General features: G+C 36.7%; 14 protein-coding genes. 6 read left to right on the plus strand and 8 right to left on the minus strand.

Annotated features, from left to right (window positions below):
- Positions 1-94 precede the first annotated feature (94 nt).
- The 5 genes from Q0252_RS00660 to lpxB all read right to left on the minus strand — a co-directional run bounded on the left by Q0252_RS00660 (position 95) and on the right by lpxB (position 6,652).
- Positions 95-862, minus strand: coding sequence for a succinate dehydrogenase/fumarate reductase iron-sulfur subunit (locus Q0252_RS00660; protein WP_297982507.1), 768 nt, complete (start codon positions 860-862; stop codon positions 95-97).
- A gap of 20 nt (positions 863-882) precedes the next feature.
- On the minus strand, positions 883-2,895 hold the full coding sequence (locus tag Q0252_RS00665) for a fumarate reductase/succinate dehydrogenase flavoprotein subunit (RefSeq protein ID WP_297982509.1): 2,013 nt from the start codon (positions 2,893-2,895) through the stop codon (positions 883-885).
- 9 nt (positions 2,896-2,904) lie between these two features.
- Positions 2,905-3,573: a succinate dehydrogenase cytochrome b subunit gene (locus Q0252_RS00670; RefSeq protein ID WP_297982512.1), complete on the minus strand. Its 669-nt coding sequence runs from the start codon at positions 3,571-3,573 to the stop codon at positions 2,905-2,907.
- 138 nt (positions 3,574-3,711) lie between these two features.
- Positions 3,712-5,373 (minus strand): ComEC/Rec2 family competence protein, encoded by a 1,662-nt coding sequence (locus Q0252_RS00675; protein WP_297982515.1) that lies wholly within the window; start codon positions 5,371-5,373, stop codon positions 3,712-3,714.
- Positions 5,374-5,542: 169 nt separating this feature from the next.
- Entirely contained in the window at positions 5,543-6,652 is a 1,110-nt protein-coding gene (gene lpxB / locus Q0252_RS00680; RefSeq protein WP_297982517.1) for a lipid-A-disaccharide synthase, read from the minus strand.
- A 137-nt stretch (positions 6,653-6,789) separates the two neighbouring features.
- Between lpxB and Q0252_RS00685 the strand changes: the two genes are divergently transcribed.
- Entirely contained in the window at positions 6,790-7,299 is a 510-nt protein-coding gene (locus Q0252_RS00685; RefSeq protein WP_297982521.1) for a DUF2480 family protein, read from the plus strand.
- Positions 7,300-7,417: 118 nt separating this feature from the next.
- Complete coding sequence (locus Q0252_RS00690; RefSeq protein ID WP_297982524.1) at positions 7,418-8,083, plus strand: DUF937 domain-containing protein; 666 nt, start codon at positions 7,418-7,420, stop codon at positions 8,081-8,083.
- Between the two features lie 156 nt (positions 8,084-8,239).
- Here Q0252_RS00690 and Q0252_RS12250 read toward each other — a convergent pair whose 3' ends face one another.
- Together Q0252_RS12250 and Q0252_RS00700 are read right to left on the minus strand one after the other, a co-directional pair.
- The gene (locus Q0252_RS12250; protein ID WP_367174800.1) at positions 8,240-8,515 is read right to left on the minus strand and encodes a 30S ribosomal protein THX; all 276 of its coding nucleotides are present in this window, start codon (positions 8,513-8,515) and stop codon (positions 8,240-8,242) included.
- Positions 8,516-8,564: 49 nt separating this feature from the next.
- Positions 8,565-9,065, minus strand: coding sequence for a thermonuclease family protein (locus tag Q0252_RS00700; protein ID WP_297982526.1), 501 nt, complete (start codon positions 9,063-9,065; stop codon positions 8,565-8,567).
- Between the two features lie 138 nt (positions 9,066-9,203).
- Between Q0252_RS00700 and Q0252_RS00705 the strand changes: the two genes are divergently transcribed.
- The 3 genes from Q0252_RS00705 (at position 9,204) to aspS (ending at position 11,813) form a co-directional block, all read left to right on the plus strand.
- Positions 9,204-9,725, plus strand: coding sequence for a DUF2975 domain-containing protein (locus Q0252_RS00705; RefSeq protein WP_297982528.1), 522 nt, complete (start codon positions 9,204-9,206; stop codon positions 9,723-9,725).
- A 4-nt stretch (positions 9,726-9,729) separates the two neighbouring features.
- The gene (locus Q0252_RS00710; protein WP_188320543.1) at positions 9,730-9,936 is read left to right on the plus strand and encodes a helix-turn-helix transcriptional regulator; all 207 of its coding nucleotides are present in this window, start codon (positions 9,730-9,732) and stop codon (positions 9,934-9,936) included.
- A 122-nt stretch (positions 9,937-10,058) separates the two neighbouring features.
- Complete coding sequence (gene aspS, locus Q0252_RS00715) at positions 10,059-11,813, plus strand: aspartate--tRNA ligase (RefSeq protein WP_297982532.1); 1,755 nt, start codon at positions 10,059-10,061, stop codon at positions 11,811-11,813.
- Positions 11,814-11,921: 108 nt separating this feature from the next.
- On the opposite strand, the gene Q0252_RS00720 is transcribed toward aspS, so the two are convergent.
- Positions 11,922-12,650 (minus strand): SDR family NAD(P)-dependent oxidoreductase, encoded by a 729-nt coding sequence (locus Q0252_RS00720; RefSeq protein WP_297982535.1) that lies wholly within the window; start codon positions 12,648-12,650, stop codon positions 11,922-11,924.
- Between the two features lie 138 nt (positions 12,651-12,788).
- On the opposite strand from Q0252_RS00720, the gene Q0252_RS00725 reads away from it, so the two are divergent.
- Positions 12,789-15,023: a GH92 family glycosyl hydrolase gene (locus tag Q0252_RS00725; protein WP_297982538.1), complete on the plus strand. Its 2,235-nt coding sequence runs from the start codon at positions 12,789-12,791 to the stop codon at positions 15,021-15,023.
- Positions 15,024-15,243: the final 220 nt, after the last annotated feature.

A 15,243-nucleotide genomic window follows, 5' to 3' on the forward strand; every position in this document is an offset into this window, starting at 1 on the left:
GTTAATGACCGAAAACCATAAATCCTAAAATTGATACGGTTTTTCAGTGGCCTCCAAAAATGCGGGCGATTTTATATTTTAAATGTAGCTATTGCTATCCTTTGTCCACCATTGCAGACATATATTCTCTGTTCATTCTTGCGATGTTTTCCAAAGAAATTCCTTTTGGGCATTCAATTTCGCAAGCTCCGGTGTTCGAGCAGTTTCCGAAACCTTCTTCGTCCATTGCTTTTACCATATTCAGCACTCTTCTTTTCGCTTCTACTCTACCCTGAGGGAGTAGCGCAAACTGAGAAACTTTTGCACCAACGAACAACATTGCAGAACCGTTTTTACACGTTGCCACACAAGCACCACAACCAATACAAGCTGCTGCATCCATTGCTTTGTCTGCATCTTCCTTCGGAACCGGAATCGCGTTCGCGTCCAAAGTATTTCCGGAAGTGTTTACTGAAACAAATCCACCTGCAGCCATTACTCTGTCGAAAGCACTTCTGTCCACCACCAAATCCTTGATTACCGGAAAAGCAGCACTTCTCCAAGGTTCAATCGTGATGGTTTCGCCGTCTTTAAACATTCTCATGTGCAACTGACACGTTGTAATTCCTGTGTCCGGACCGTGAGCTCTACCGTTGATGTAAAGGGAACACATTCCGCAGATTCCTTCACGACAGTCGTGGTCGAAAGCGACAGGTTCTCTTCCGTCGTTAATTAAATTTTCGTTCAGAATGTCTAACATTTCAAGGAACGAAGAATCCGTTGACACATCCGAAATTTTATAGGTTTCGAACTGCCCTTTTGATTTATTGTTTTTCTGTCTCCAAATTTTCAGAGTCAGATTTAAGCCTTTTTTTGTACTCATTTTCTTTACTGGTTTGGAGATTATTTATAACTTCTTTGTTTCACTTCAATATTATCGTAAATCAGTTCTTCTTTGTGAAGCTTTTCTGCATTGATGTCCATTCCTTGGTATTCCCAAGCTCCAACGTATTTGTAATTAACATCATCACGTTCTGCTTCTCCATCCGGAGTGGAATGGTCTTCGCGGAAGTGTCCTCCACAAGATTCGTTTCTGTGAAGTGCATCAATCGCCATTAATTGTCCAAGTTCAAGGAAATCCGCCACTCTGAAAGCTTTTTCCAGTTCGGTATTCATTCCGTTGTTGTCTCCAGGAACTTTTACGTTTGCCCAGAAATCTTTTCTAACCTCTTCAATTTCAGCAATGGCTTCACGCAGACCTTCAGGAGTTCTTCCCATTCCAACTTTGTTCCACATGATGTTTCCAAGCTGTTTGTGGAAATGGTCAACCGAATGCGTTCCGTTGTTATTTAAGAAGAAATTAATTTTATCATTAATGTCTTTTTCAGCTGAATTAAATGCTTCAGAATCTGTAGGAATCGCTCCTGTTCTGATGTCTGCAGAAAGATAATCTGCAATGGTATAAGGTAGAACGAAATAACCGTCTGCCAAACCTTGCATCAAAGCGGAAGCTCCCAATCTGTTCGCACCGTGGTCAGAGAAATTTGCTTCCCCAATCACGAAACATCCCGGAATTGTGGACTGTAGATTATAGTCAACCCAAACTCCACCCATCGTGTAGTGAACTGCCGGATAAATTTTCATTGGCGTTACGTAAGGATTGTCTGCTGTAATTTTTTCATACATCTGGAACAGGTTTCCGTACTTTTCTTCTACCCAAGCTTTTCCTAAATCCCAAATTTGCTGTTGAGACGCATTGTGAATGTTTTTTTCAGTAGCGGATTCTTTACCTTTTTTGATAATTTCTGTAGAGAAATCAAGGTAAACACCTTCTTTAGTATCGTTATTTTCGATACCGAAACCGGCATCACATCTTTCTTTTGCTGCCCTTGAAGCTACGTCACGCGGAACCAAGTTTCCAAATGCAGGATATCTTCTTTCTAAATAATAATCTCTATTTTCTTCAGCGATATTTTCCGGCTTTAATTTTCCTTCGCGAATCGCTACAGCATCTTCAATATTTTTAGGAACCCAAATTCTTCCAGAGTTTCTCAAAGATTCCGACATCAAAGTCAGTTTCGACTGTTGTGTTCCATGAACCGGAATACAGGTTGGGTGAATCTGTACATAACAAGGATTTGCGAAATAAGCTCCTTTTTTGTGAATTTTCCAGGCTGCGGAAACGTTGGAACCCATTGCGTTTGTAGAAAGGAAATATACGTTTCCATAACCTCCTGAAGCGATGACAACCGCGTGTGCAGAATGTTTTTCAATTTCTCCGGTCACCAAATTTCTTGCGATAATTCCACGAGCTTTACCATCAACAATTACCAAATCCATCATTTCGTGACGGTTGTACATTTTGATACGGCCTTTCCCGATTTGGCGGCTCATTGCGGAATATGCTCCCAACAAAAGCTGTTGTCCGGTTTGACCTTTTGCGTAGAAAGTTCTTTTTACCTGAACACCACCAAAAGAACGGTTGTCCAATTGTCCACCGTATTCTCTACCAAAAGGTACACCTTGTGCAACACACTGGTCAATAATATTGGCAGAAACTTCCGCCAATCTATAAACGTTTGCTTCTCTTGCACGGTAATCTCCGCCTTTGATGGTATCGTAGAATAAACGGTAAGTTGAATCTCCGTCTCCCTGATAATTTTTTGCCGCATTAATACCACCTTGAGCAGCGATTGAGTGCGCTCTTCTTGGTGAATCCTGATAACAGAAAGCTTTTACGTTGTAGCCTTGCTCTGCTAAAGTTGCAGCAGCAGAACCTCCTGCTAAACCTGTTCCAACAACAATAATATCAATCTTGTCGCGGTTGTTTGGTGCAACAAGGTTCATATGGTCTTTATGATTTTTCCATTTGTCCTTCAGAGGACCTCCAGGAATTTTTGAATCTAATTTGCTCATCTTTTTGAATTATTGAGTTACAAAATGGAAAATAGCGATGAATATAAAACCTGCAGGAATCAGAATAGAATACCAGTTTCCGAAAGCTTTAATAACAGGAGTGTATTTCGGATGTCTTGCTCCAACTGACTGGAACGATGACTGAAAACCGTGAGCCAAATGCAATCCCAACAAAACGAAGCAAACCACATAAAAAGCCACTCTTAAAGGATTTGCAAATTTTTCGTGAAGTTCTCCCCAGAAACGTGTCATGTCATTGGGATCTCCTTCCCCAGGAACATATTTATAGGTCATTTCGTGCAACCAGAAATCATACATGTGCAATCCAAGGAACGCCAAAATCACCAATCCCGAAATAATCATATTTCTGGACATCCATGTAGAATTTGCAGAACCATTGTTCACGGCATATTTTACCGGTCTTGCTTTGTTGTTTTTAGCTTCCAGAACAAATCCCATGATGAAGTGAAAAAACACTGCAAAAACAAGGATAGGCTGCATTAGAAACTGTACTGCGGGATTGTATCCCATAAAGTATGAAGCACCGTTAAATGCATCTTCGCTGAAAACAGAGAGCATATTAACTGAAAGGTGCATCACAAGAAAAATCAGCAAAAACATTGCGGACAATGCCATTGCGTACTTTCTACCGATGGTAGAACTCGTTAAACCTGCCATAAATATTTGATTATTTTGAATTTTCACAAAGTTAAAAAAATGTTAAGGTTGGAGAAAGTGAGAATTATCAGAAATCACTAGTTTGTAATGTTTCTAAATAAGATTTTAGGCGGACGAGATTGGTTAATAGAAAATAAATCATTCAAGTTTGTAGATTTTCCCGTTGAAAGTAATGGCTTTGGTGTTTTGAGGAAGCGTTTTCACTTCAACATTTTTAGTTCTTCTTGAAGTGAGATAAGGATTGATAACGAAATTCTCAAATCTTTCTTTATTGGAATTTTCGGGAATCCAAAAAGTAACTTTCCCCTTTTGTTTGATGGAAAATGCTCTTTCTTTAAATAATTCATGAACCATTGTTTCATCTTTTTCAAACTGATAAAAATAGAAGCCCAATCTCGCAGCAAAGAAAATCAGCATTACAAAACCCAAATTCAAAATATTTTTCAAACTGAATTTTTGAATCAGAAATCTTAAAAAATAGACCGCTGCGAATAAAAGCGCGACTTCAACCAGATTTAAAGGAATGTTGTTGAAGAAAACTGAATCGAAATCAGAAAACCAATGAATTAAATCAAGAACCTTTAAAACAGTCCAATCATACACACAATTAAGCCATGAAACAATCCAATCAAAACCGATGAAAACCGTCATGATTAAAGAGAAAATAATTACTATTTCAGCAACCGGAATAATAATTAAATTCGCTAAAATTGAGATGAGTGAAAACTGATGAAAGTAATAAATTACGAGTGGTAAAGTTGAAATCTGCGCTGCCAAAGTAACCGTGGGAACATTTACTAAAAAAGTTTGGATTCTGTTTTTTGGCTTAGGAAGATATTTTAACAACGGTTGATTCAGCCAAAAAATTCCCAAAACTGCAACAAAACTTAACTGAAAACCTACATCAAAAATTTGATTGGTGTCCAGAACCAAAATAATCAACGCCGCCAAAGTCATCGAGTGCAAAAAATCGGGTTTCCTTTGAAGCAAAACGTATACAAAATACACGGAAAGCATAATGCACGAACGCACAACTGAATTTCCAAAACCAATAAATCCTGCAAAAAGCCAAATCGAAACCAAGCTTAAAACGATTGCTGTTTTTCTAAATCTTGCCGGAAAAAGTTTAATGAAAACAAAATAGAATATCCCAAAAATTACCGCGATATGTGAACCGGAAATTGCCAAAATATGTGCTAATCCAGTTTTACTGAAGTCGGAAACCGTTTCTTTATCAATTTCTGTTCGGTCAGCGAGAATAATTCCCTTCAAAAACTCCCGTGATTTCTCCGAAATATCGGTTCTATCAATTTTTGCAAGCACTTCCAAACGTTTTTGAGAAACTTTTTCAGTGAAACTTAAATCATTTCTTTTCGCAGTTTGAAAACCTTCCGGTAAATAAGTTTGGTAATAAATTTCTTTTCTTGACAAATATTTTGCATAATCGAACTGATAATCATTTATGGGAGATTCTACTTTATTAACATAGGCTTTTGCTTTATAATAATGAAGAAAATCAAGCTGCTTTTCTTCTTTCGGAATTGATAAAATTGCAGGTGTTATCGAAGAATCTTTCAAAACATCTTTCCAAAACACAATTTCATAACGCCGGTTCTTTTCGTTGGAATTCAGCTTCTTATTCAGTTTGAAAATAATAGTTTCTTTTTGAGAAAATGCGTGAAGTTCCGGTCGTTTTGAATTTAAAATATGAAGAAAAATTCCAATGGAAAAAAAGAAAATTCCAAGAAAAAAATTTCTGAATTTTATGATTAATAAACGCTTTGCGAAAAATGAAATCAACGTTGAAAAACTGACAATCAATATAAAAACTATAGATTTAAAAGGCAAAGGAAAAAACTCCTGAAACAGAATTCCAAGTATAAAAAATACACAGCAGAGAAGTAGAGGTTGTTTATTCAATCATCATTTGTTTACTTAAAGGTAACAAACAATGATGAATATCAGGAAATTATTTTTTTATGTTAACTATGATTTCTGCAGCGTTTTCAGAAGCGCCTTTTCCACCCAATTTTTGGCGAAGTTCATCATAATCATTCAGAATTTTTTGTCGGTTCTCGCCAAGAATCAAATTCAATTCTCTAACCAAATTTTCAGTGTATAAATCATTCTGAATCAATTCTTTAACCACTTCTCTGTCCATAATTAAGTTCACCAAAGAAATATATTTGATATTTTTCACCAAACGCTTCCCGATTTCGAAGGAAATTCGGCTCGATTTATAGCAAACCACCTCCGGAACGTTCAACAAAGCCGTTTCTAAAGTTGCAGTTCCCGAAGTCACCAACGCCGCTTTGGAACATCGCAGCAAATCGTAAGTTTTATTAGAAACAAAATGAACGTTTTCGTCCACATATTTTTCGTAGAATTCTTGTGTCAAACTTGGCGCACCTGCGATAACAAATTGATAATCTGGAAAATAAGAACGTACTGAAAGCATCACTTCCAGTTTTTTCTCCACTTCCTGCTTTCGCGAACCCGGCAAAAGTGCAATAATTTCTTTATCATTTAAATAATTTTCAGATTTAAATTTTTGAATATCAACAGGTTCCAAATCCGAAATTGCATCCAACAACGGATGACCAACAAAGTGCGCTTCGACCTGATGTTTTTTGTAAAAATCCTTTTCGAAAGGCAGAATCACCAACATTTCATCCACGTATTTTTTCACAGTTTCAACGCGACCTTCTTTCCAAGCCCATAATTGCGGTGAAATATAGTAAACCACTTTAATTCCCAACGATTTCGCGTATTCTGCAATTCTTAAATTAAATCCGGGATAATCAACCAGAATCAAAACATCCGGTCGATAATTTTTAATATCTTCTTTACAGATTTTAATGTTTCCAAGAATGGTTCGAAGATTCAGCGCCACTTCCAAAAATCCCATAAAAGCCAAGTCGCGGTAGTGCTTTACAGGTTGTTTTCCTGCAACTTGCATCATCAAATCTCCGCCCCAAAAACGAAATTCTGCTTCAGAATCCTTTTCCTTTAAGGCTTTCATTAAATTACTTGCGTGTAAATCTCCGGAAGCTTCGCCGGCAATGATGTAGTATTTCATTATGAGCAATGAGCAATGAGTAATGAGTAATATGTAATAAGTGATTTTATCTATATAATTCACTCGCAATCTCGAATTTCAAAACCCGAATTTCAAATTATTATTGATTAATTTTGCATCAAAGATACTCAATAAAAATGTCGGAAGAATTCGAAATAAAAAATAAAGTTGCAGAAAGCGGTTTGGTAAATTTTGACCTCTCAGATTTGGTTCCAAAAGGTGAAAGAAAAGGCATCGACTTGAAAGATTTCCTTTGGGAAGGTATGATTCTGAAAGAAAAAGACTTCCGCGAAAAAGTAGCGGCGATTAATGCGGAGGATTTTAGCAATGCATTTGTTTACATCTACAATTCTGCGGATGCCATTGTTCCACTTTGGGCATATTTCTTAATTACATCAAAACTTACTGATGCGACAAAAAAAATTGTGTTCGGAAACCGAGAGGATTTGGAGGTTTTGTTGATGCATAACGCGATTCAAACTCATGATTTTACGGAACTGATGCACAAAAGAGTATTAGTGAAAGGCTGTTCCGACAAAGAAATTCCGGAGAATGCTTACATCGAATTGGTGGAACAACTGAAACCTATTGTGAAATCGCTGATGTTTGGCGAAGCTTGCAGCAATGTTCCTATTTTCAAGAATTAACACAGCAAATCAAATACTTAAAACTTTAACAATAATTTATATCTCCGAAAAAAAATCTCGGCTTATTTTTTGATAACTTTGATATGCTAAATTTTTTAACAATTTAAATAAACAAACTATGAGTTTACTAGATTTAATTACAGGAAGCGCAGGAAATCAGGTTGCAACGCAGGCTGAAAACAAATTCGGTGTTTCAAAAAATCAAATTATTGCACTTTTGGCAGTTGCTGCTCCATTGGTAATTTCTTACTTGAGAAATAAATCTCAGGATGCAAACGAAGCGGAAGCTTTGAACAACGCTTTGGACAAAGACCACGACGGATCGATTCTGAACGATCCTTCTCAAGTGGAAGCTAGACAAGCTGAAGGTGGATCTATCCTGGACCATATTTTTGGTGGACAAAAATCGCAGGTAGAAAATTCTTTGTCGCAAAACACAGGAATTTCTATGGATAAAATCGGTCCAATCTTAGGTATGTTGGCTCCACTAATCATGGGTTATATCGGTCAGCAAAAACAAGCCAACGGAGTAAATTCCGGAGGTGGACTTGGAGACCTTTTAGGTGGAATTTTGGGAGGTGCTCAATCTCAAGCTCAAACTCAGGACGCTAATCCTTTGAATGATATTTTAGGTCAGGTTCTTGGTGGTGGTTCTTCACAGCAACAGTCTTCTGGAAATTCGTTGAATGATATTCTTGGACAAGTTCTTGGAGGAGGACAACAACAGCAGCAACAAGGTGGACTTGGAGGACTTTTAGGTTCTATCCTTGGAGGTGGAAGATAATTTTAAAATTATTTCTCTAAATAATTAAGCCGCAAAGTTTGCGGCTTTTCTAGTTAAATTCGACACTTTTCGGGCGCGGCTTCGCCGCGCCCGAAAAAAGATTCCAATAAAAATATTTGACTGTGCCAAAAGAACATCCTACCAAAAAACCGAAGATTACTCTTCGGTTTTTTTCTTTCTTGTTGTTTTAGGTTTTTCTTCAGGACTGTCAGCTTGCTGAGTTTTGGGTTTTTTAGTAACATCGGCATTTTCAGATTTCTCAGTAGGATATCCCACTTCTTTTCTTACTCTAGCCTTCGGTGCTTTCTTTTCATCTTCATCCAAAACCTTCACCGGAATTGCCTTGGCAGAAACCACTTTCCGTGTGCGTGTTTTTCCGTAGCTGCCCTGATTAATTTTTCCTCTGCGGGTTTTTTTATCGCCTTTTCCCATAATAATGTATTTTGTTGATTTAACTCAAAAATAGGAAAATATTTTGAGATTAGCTTGCTTTTTTGAGTGGGAACTGATTCGTTTTGCGTTTGTAATCTCTCCAGTTCCATGGCTCAATTGGTTTTGTTTCCTGCCATAGTCCGATTTTTTTCTTACGCGCAATTCTTTCCAAATCAGCATAGTTACTATTTTTAGAAAATCTTTTATAATGCCACGCCAAACCATTCCGCACCAACTCTTTTCCTAAATTTTGATTGTTGTAGAAAATTTCGCCAATAATTCTTCCGTTTCGGTCGCGTTTTCCGTTGCCAATTAAAGTTACCATTTTTCCAAAACAAAAATCAGAGACAAACTGTTTGGCTTTGTAACCAAAAGGTTGGTTTTTCTCTGGACAATCGATGTGTTCCAAACGGACAGTAATTAGTTTATTTTCAAATAATAGAACAACAGTATCGCCGTCTTTTACGCCAATTACTTTTGCAACAATGGTTTGCGAAAAAATATTTTGATTAAAAACTATAAATATAAAAAACAGCAGAAAATTCTTCATCCTACAAAAGTATTGATTGCTAAAGTAAATTCTTCTTATTGAAAATCAGGCAGTTAAAATAAATTTTATTATAATCAAATATTTTTTTATTGTTTTACAATAATTTTTTATAGAATTGCAATATAAAATTATTAGAAAATGGAAAAATCAAGTTTTGTACTTAAATTAATCCGTATTGTACTTATTCTAGGATTAATTGGATTGTTTGTTACTTTAATAAATATTCTTTGGGTATTTTTTGGACATAATTTAAATTGGGAAATGGCTAGAAAATTTTATTCTTCAATTGATTTTACGAAAATTTGGAAAAATGATGAAAACGCATTCAATGTTATTTCTTTGATTGAAATCGTTACAGTGATTTTAAAAATTTATATCTTCTTAAATGTTTTAAAAGTTTTCAAAAATCTAAATCTCACTGAACCGTTCAATCAAAAAATAAATGATATTATTAGAAAGATAATTTATTTTTCAATTTCAATTGGTATTTTAGGAGTGCTTATTAAAGTTTATATCGAGTTATTTGTTGCAAACGACTTATTATTATCTACACAAATTGGAAATTCAGAATATTTATGGATTGGCGCTTTACTCTTTATTTTGAACAAAATTTTTATAAAAGGCTACGAACTACAATCCGAAAACGACCTAACAATCTAATTTTATGGCAATCATCATCAACGTCGACGTTATGCTTGCCAAACGCAAGATGCAGAGTCAGGAATTGGCAGAAAAAATAGGAATAACGCAAGCCAATCTCTCTATTTTAAAAACCGGAAAAGCAAAAGCCTTAAAACTTTCCACTTTGGAAGCTATTTGCAAAGCATTGGATTGCCAACCTGGTGACTTAATTGAATATCGACCGGATTAAATTGAAACCTTGAAGGATTTGAAAACCTTGAAGGTTTCTTTAAGGAGATTTTCCATCCAAAAATCTTATCTTTGTACCCAGAAAATCTCAAATTTCAAACCTCAAATTTCAAATAAATAGAAATGTTTCGATCGCACACCAACGGCGAATTATCGCTGAAAAATCTTGATGAAAAAGTAACGCTTTCCGGTTGGGTACAAACCATCCGCGACAAAGGTTTTATGATTTGGATAGATTTGCGTGACCGTTATGGAATTACGCAATTGGTGTTCGATGAAGACCGCTCTTCAAAGGAATTGTTGGAAAGTGCGAAGAAACTGGGACGTGAATTTGTCATTCAAGTTAAAGGAAAAGTAATTGAACGTGCTTCCAAAAACCCAAAAATTCCGACAGGAGAAATTGAAATTTTAGTTGAAAATTTAACAATTTTAAATGAATCTCAACTTCCGCCTTTCACCATTGAAGATGAAACCGACGGTGGCGAAGAACTGCGTATGAAATACCGCTATTTAGACATCCGCAGAAATCCTGTGAAAGACAAACTGATTTTCCGTCACAAAATGGCGCAAAAAGTACGAAATTATCTTTCTGATAAAGGATTTATTGAAGTTGAAACGCCAGTTCTCATCAAATCAACTCCGGAAGGAGCAAGAGATTTCGTGGTTCCAAGCAGAATGAATCCGGGACAGTTTTATGCGCTTCCGCAATCTCCTCAAACTTTCAAACAATTGTTGATGGTTGGTGGAATGGACCGTTATTTTCAGATTGTGAAATGTTTCCGCGACGAGGATTTAAGAGCCGACAGACAGCCGGAGTTTACGCAAATAGATTGCGAAATGGCATTTGTTGAGCAGGAAGATGTTTTGGAAATTTTTGAAGGAATGACTGCTTCACTTTTGAAAGAAATTTCAGGAAAAGAATTTGGGAAATTCCCGAGAATGACCTTCGACGAAGCCATGAAAAAATACGGAAACGACAAACCGGACATTCGTTTCGGAATGGAATTCGTGGAAGTAAATGAATTGGTAAAAGGTAAAGATTTCAAAATTTTCGATGACGCTGAATTGGTTGTCGGAATCAACGTTGAAGGTTGCGCAGAATATACCAGAAAACAAATCGACGCCTTGATTGATTGGGTAAAACGCCCGCAAATTGGCGCTTCCGGAATGGTTTGGATTAAATATCAAAATGATGGCGTTGTAACTTCGTCTGTCAATAAATTCTATTCCGAAGAAGATTTGAAAAAAATCGCGGAAAAATTCGGAGCAAAACAAGGAGATTTAATGCTCGTGATGAGCGGTGATGAAAATAAAGTTCGGACCCAACTTTCTGCTTTAAGAATGGAACTTGGGAATCAGCTCGGTTTAAGAAAAGGAGATGAATTTGCACCACTTTGGGTTGTAGATTTCCCATTGTTGGAATGGGACGAAGAATCCGGAAGATACCATGCAATGCACCATCCTTTCACCTCGCCAAAACCTGAAGATTTGGAATTGATTCATTCTGAACCCGGAAAAGTCCGCGCCAACGCTTACGACTTGGTATTGAACGGAAATGAAATCGGCGGCGGTTCTGTAAGAATTTTCGATAAAGATTTGCAGAGCAGAATGTTCGACTTATTAGGTTTCACGAAAGAAGAAGCAGAAGCACAATTTGGATTTTTAATGAACGCCTTCAAATTTGGAGCACCGCCTCACGCAGGTTTGGCTTTCGGTTTCGACCGTTTGGTTGCGATTTTGGATGGAAACGAAGTCATTAGAGATTATATCGCGTTCCCCAAAAATAATTCCGGAAGAGATGTGATGATTGATGCGCCAAGTTCTATTGCGGATGCACAGTTGGATGAACTTTTTCTGAAAGTGGAAATTAAGGACTAAATTTATATTACGTTCGTCATTGCGAGGAACGAAGCGAAGCATAGTGACGCGGCAATCCCAAAAACAGATTGCCGCGTCTTCGTTCCTCCTCTTCGCAATGACGAATTATTACGGCAACTTCGCCACCCAACTTTCGGGCAGATTTTTCAAAATCAGATAAATCAACTTCCATTTGAAATTCGGAACATTGACGAAAGAGTTTCCAACATTCACGATTTTTTCGGCAACATAATTAGGTTCCATCATCAAAGATTGGTTCAGTTCCAAACCGTCATTAATTTTACTTCGAATGTAACCCAAAACAAAAACATTCACTTTAATATTTCTAGAAGCCAGTTCCTGACGAAGTCCCGCCAAATAAGTTGTAAACGCAGATTTCGTGCTGCCGTAAACAAAATTGCTTTTCCTTCCCCGAACTCCAGAAAGAGAGGACAAGCCGATAATTCTTTCTAAATTTTTGTTGGATTTGTCCATCGCAATAATATTCAAAATAGAAACTGCCCCGGAATAATTCGTGTGCATCATCTGTAAAGTCCTGTCAAAATCTGAAAAAGCATCTTCATTCTGAACCAAAAATCCTGCGGAATATAAAACAATATTAGGTTTTAAAGACAATTCATTGTAAAATTTCTGATGTGAAGCGAAATCTACGGCATCAAAATATTTCAATTCAATTTTTTGAGAATTCAAATGGTTTTCTTTGATGAAATTTTTCATTTCGTCTAACTTTCGAGAAGCCATAATTACTTTGAAACTTTTATTTAAGTATAATTTCACACATTCTTTCGCCACATCGGAATTGGCTCCTAAAATCAAAACACTTTTTTCGGAATTCATCCATCAAAAATAAGGAAACATTATGATTAAAGATTTTAGGTGATGAAAGATTCAATTTTGTATTTTTATTACTGAAAAAACTTTATCATGCACAAAACCTGTCTCTTCCCTCTTTTTTCTTTACTCTTTTCTCTAACAATGAACGCACAGCAACTCATTTCCTATGTCAATCCGATGGTGGGAACCAAAAATATGGGACACACTTTTCCAGGCGCAACTGCTCCATTTGGAATGGTGCAACTGTCGCCGGAAACCAATCAAGTCCCTTATGCTGTTGACGGAAAATACAATCCTGAAACATACCGTTACTGCAGTGGTTATCAATACGATGACAAAACCATTTTTGGATTTTCACACACTCATTTCAGCGGCGTTGGTCATTCGGATTTGGGAGATTTTTTGGTGATGCCGACAGTTGGAAAACTGAATTTAGAACCCGGCGATGCAAAAGTTCCCAAAAGTGGTTATCACTCCCAATTTTCTCATCAAAATGAAAAAGCAGAGCCGGGATATTACTCAGTTTTGCTGGATGATTATGGGGTAAAAGCAGAAATGACTTCTTCGGAACGGGTTGGTTTTCATAAATATACCTTTCCAAAATCTTCGGAAGCGCATATTATTTTGGATTTAATGTCAAATATTTACAATTACGATGCGAAAAATGTCTGGACTTTTGTCCGTGTTGAGGACAATCAAACCGTAGTTGGTTATAGAGAAACAACAGGTTGGGCAAGGACGAAAAAGGTATTCTTTGCGATGAAATTTTCAAAAACGTTTAAAACCTATGGCAGAAAACGTTACGAAAAAGTAGAATACAATGGCTTCTACAGAAAATTCAACGAAAATGAAAATTTTCCTGAGTTTGCAGGACGACAAATCCGTGCATACTTCGATTTCGACACTAATGACAACGAGCCAATTCTTATCAAATTTGCTTTATCCAATACTTCCACAGCAGGAGCATTAAAAAATCTCGAAGCCGAAATTCCACACTGGGATTTTGAAAAAACCAAAGCCGAAACGCAGACAAAATGGGAAAAGGAACTTCATAAAATTGAAGTGGAAACTTTGAATGAAAAAGACAAAACCACTTTCTACACTTCACTTTATCACACAATGATGTCGCCGATTATTTACGAAGATGTGGACGGGAAATATTTAGGTCTCGACCAAAACATCCACCAAAGTGACGGATTTACCAATTATTCTATTTTTTCGCTTTGGGATACGTACCGTGCTTTGCATCCACTTTACAACATCATTCAGCCAAAAAGAAATAACGATTTTGTGCATTCGATGATGGTTCATTACGACCAAAGTGTCCATAAAGCCTTGCCCATTTGGAGTCATTACGCGAACGAAAACTGGTGTATGATTGGATACCATTCAGTTTCCGTAATTGCTGATGCGATTGTGAAAGGAACAACAAATGTCGATTTGAAACACGCTTTGGAAGCCGCTAAAAATTCTTCAAACCTTAAATATTACGACGGAATTGAATATTATTTAAAATACGGCTACGTTCCCGAAGACAAAAGCGGTTCTTCGGTTTCAAAAACTTTGGAATACGCTTATGATGACTGGGCAATCGCTCAAATTGCAAAAAAATTGGGCGACAAAAATTCAGACGCTGAATATTTGAAGCGTTCCGAAAATTATAAGAACGTTTATAACCCAAAAAACGGGTTTATGCATCCGAAACTTTCCGACGGAACCTTTAAAAAAGAATTTGATCCAATGGACACTCACGGGCAAGGTTTTATTGAAGGAAATGCCTTTAATTACGGACTTTATGTTCCACAAAATGTTCCCGAAATGATAAAAATGATGGGTGGAAAAACCAAATTCTCCAAACATCTCGACGAAATTTTCACCACCGAAATTGCCGACAAATACATCGAAAAAAACGAAGATATCACGCGCGACGGAATTATTGGAAACTATGTACACGGCAACGAACCGGGACATCACATTCCGTATCTCTACAACTGGACGAATGACGCTTGGAAAACGCAGGAACGAGTTCGGATGATTATGAAAAAAATGTACGGACCGAATGAAGACGGACTTTGTGGCAACGATGACGCCGGACAAATGTCAGCTTGGTATATTTTTTCGGCGCTCGGTTTTTATCCAGTTCTGCCCGGTTCTGAAGATTATGCAACCGGTTCTCCTTTGGTAAAATCTGCAAAAATTAATCTGGAAAATGGAATAGTTTTAAAAATTACAGCAGAAAATCAGTCGGAAAAAAATGTTTATGTTTCTAAAATCCTGGTGAACGGAAAAGAAATGAAAAACCATATTTTAAAACATTCCGATTTGGCGAATGGTGGGGAAATTGTTTTTGTGATGAGTGAGAAGCCAAATAAATAAAGATTGTTCTTATGTCTTGAAACAAAAGAACCAAAAATTCAAGACTTGGATTTGTTTACTAAAAAATTAAAATTTCTTTTAAGAAAATTTGCAAACTTGCGCGGATTATAGATTTACTTTTAGATTCCCGTTTCTTTCCGCGCTTCGAACACTGGAAATTTTTATTCAGTTATAATAGAAAATCTAGTAAAAAAAAATTCAATTTTTCTTTACGCAAACA

It is taken from the genome of uncultured Chryseobacterium sp. (genome assembly GCF_936933875.1).
In the GTDB taxonomy this organism is placed as follows: domain Bacteria; phylum Bacteroidota; class Bacteroidia; order Flavobacteriales; family Weeksellaceae; genus CAKZIK01.

What these genes read in the sequence shown, in the direction of transcription:
- Q0252_RS00690 (WP_297982524.1), top strand. Translation starts at nt 7,418, where the DNA reads ATGAGTTTACTAGATTTAATTACAGGAAGCGCAGGAAATCAGGTTGCA.
- Q0252_RS00685 (WP_297982521.1), top strand. Translation starts at nt 6,790, where the DNA reads ATGTCGGAAGAATTCGAAATAAAAAATAAAGTTGCAGAAAGCGGTTTG.
- Q0252_RS00665 (WP_297982509.1), bottom strand. Translation starts at nt 2,895, where the DNA reads ATGAGCAAATTAGATTCAAAAATTCCTGGAGGTCCTCTGAAGGACAAA.
- Q0252_RS00705 (WP_297982528.1), top strand. Translation starts at nt 9,204, where the DNA reads ATGGAAAAATCAAGTTTTGTACTTAAATTAATCCGTATTGTACTTATT.
- aspS (WP_297982532.1), top strand. Translation starts at nt 10,059, where the DNA reads ATGTTTCGATCGCACACCAACGGCGAATTATCGCTGAAAAATCTTGAT.
- Q0252_RS00700 (WP_297982526.1), bottom strand. Translation starts at nt 9,065, where the DNA reads ATGAAGAATTTTCTGCTGTTTTTTATATTTATAGTTTTTAATCAAAAT.
- Q0252_RS12250 (WP_367174800.1), bottom strand. Translation starts at nt 8,515, where the DNA reads ATGGGAAAAGGCGATAAAAAAACCCGCAGAGGAAAAATTAATCAGGGC.
- Q0252_RS00710 (WP_188320543.1), top strand. Translation starts at nt 9,730, where the DNA reads ATGGCAATCATCATCAACGTCGACGTTATGCTTGCCAAACGCAAGATG.
- Q0252_RS00670 (WP_297982512.1), bottom strand. Translation starts at nt 3,573, where the DNA reads ATGGCAGGTTTAACGAGTTCTACCATCGGTAGAAAGTACGCAATGGCA.
- lpxB (WP_297982517.1), bottom strand. Translation starts at nt 6,652, where the DNA reads ATGAAATACTACATCATTGCCGGCGAAGCTTCCGGAGATTTACACGCA.
- Q0252_RS00660 (WP_297982507.1), bottom strand. Translation starts at nt 862, where the DNA reads ATGAGTACAAAAAAAGGCTTAAATCTGACTCTGAAAATTTGGAGACAG.
- Q0252_RS00725 (WP_297982538.1), top strand. Translation starts at nt 12,789, where the DNA reads ATGAACGCACAGCAACTCATTTCCTATGTCAATCCGATGGTGGGAACC.
- Q0252_RS00720 (WP_297982535.1), bottom strand. Translation starts at nt 12,650, where the DNA reads ATGAATTCCGAAAAAAGTGTTTTGATTTTAGGAGCCAATTCCGATGTG.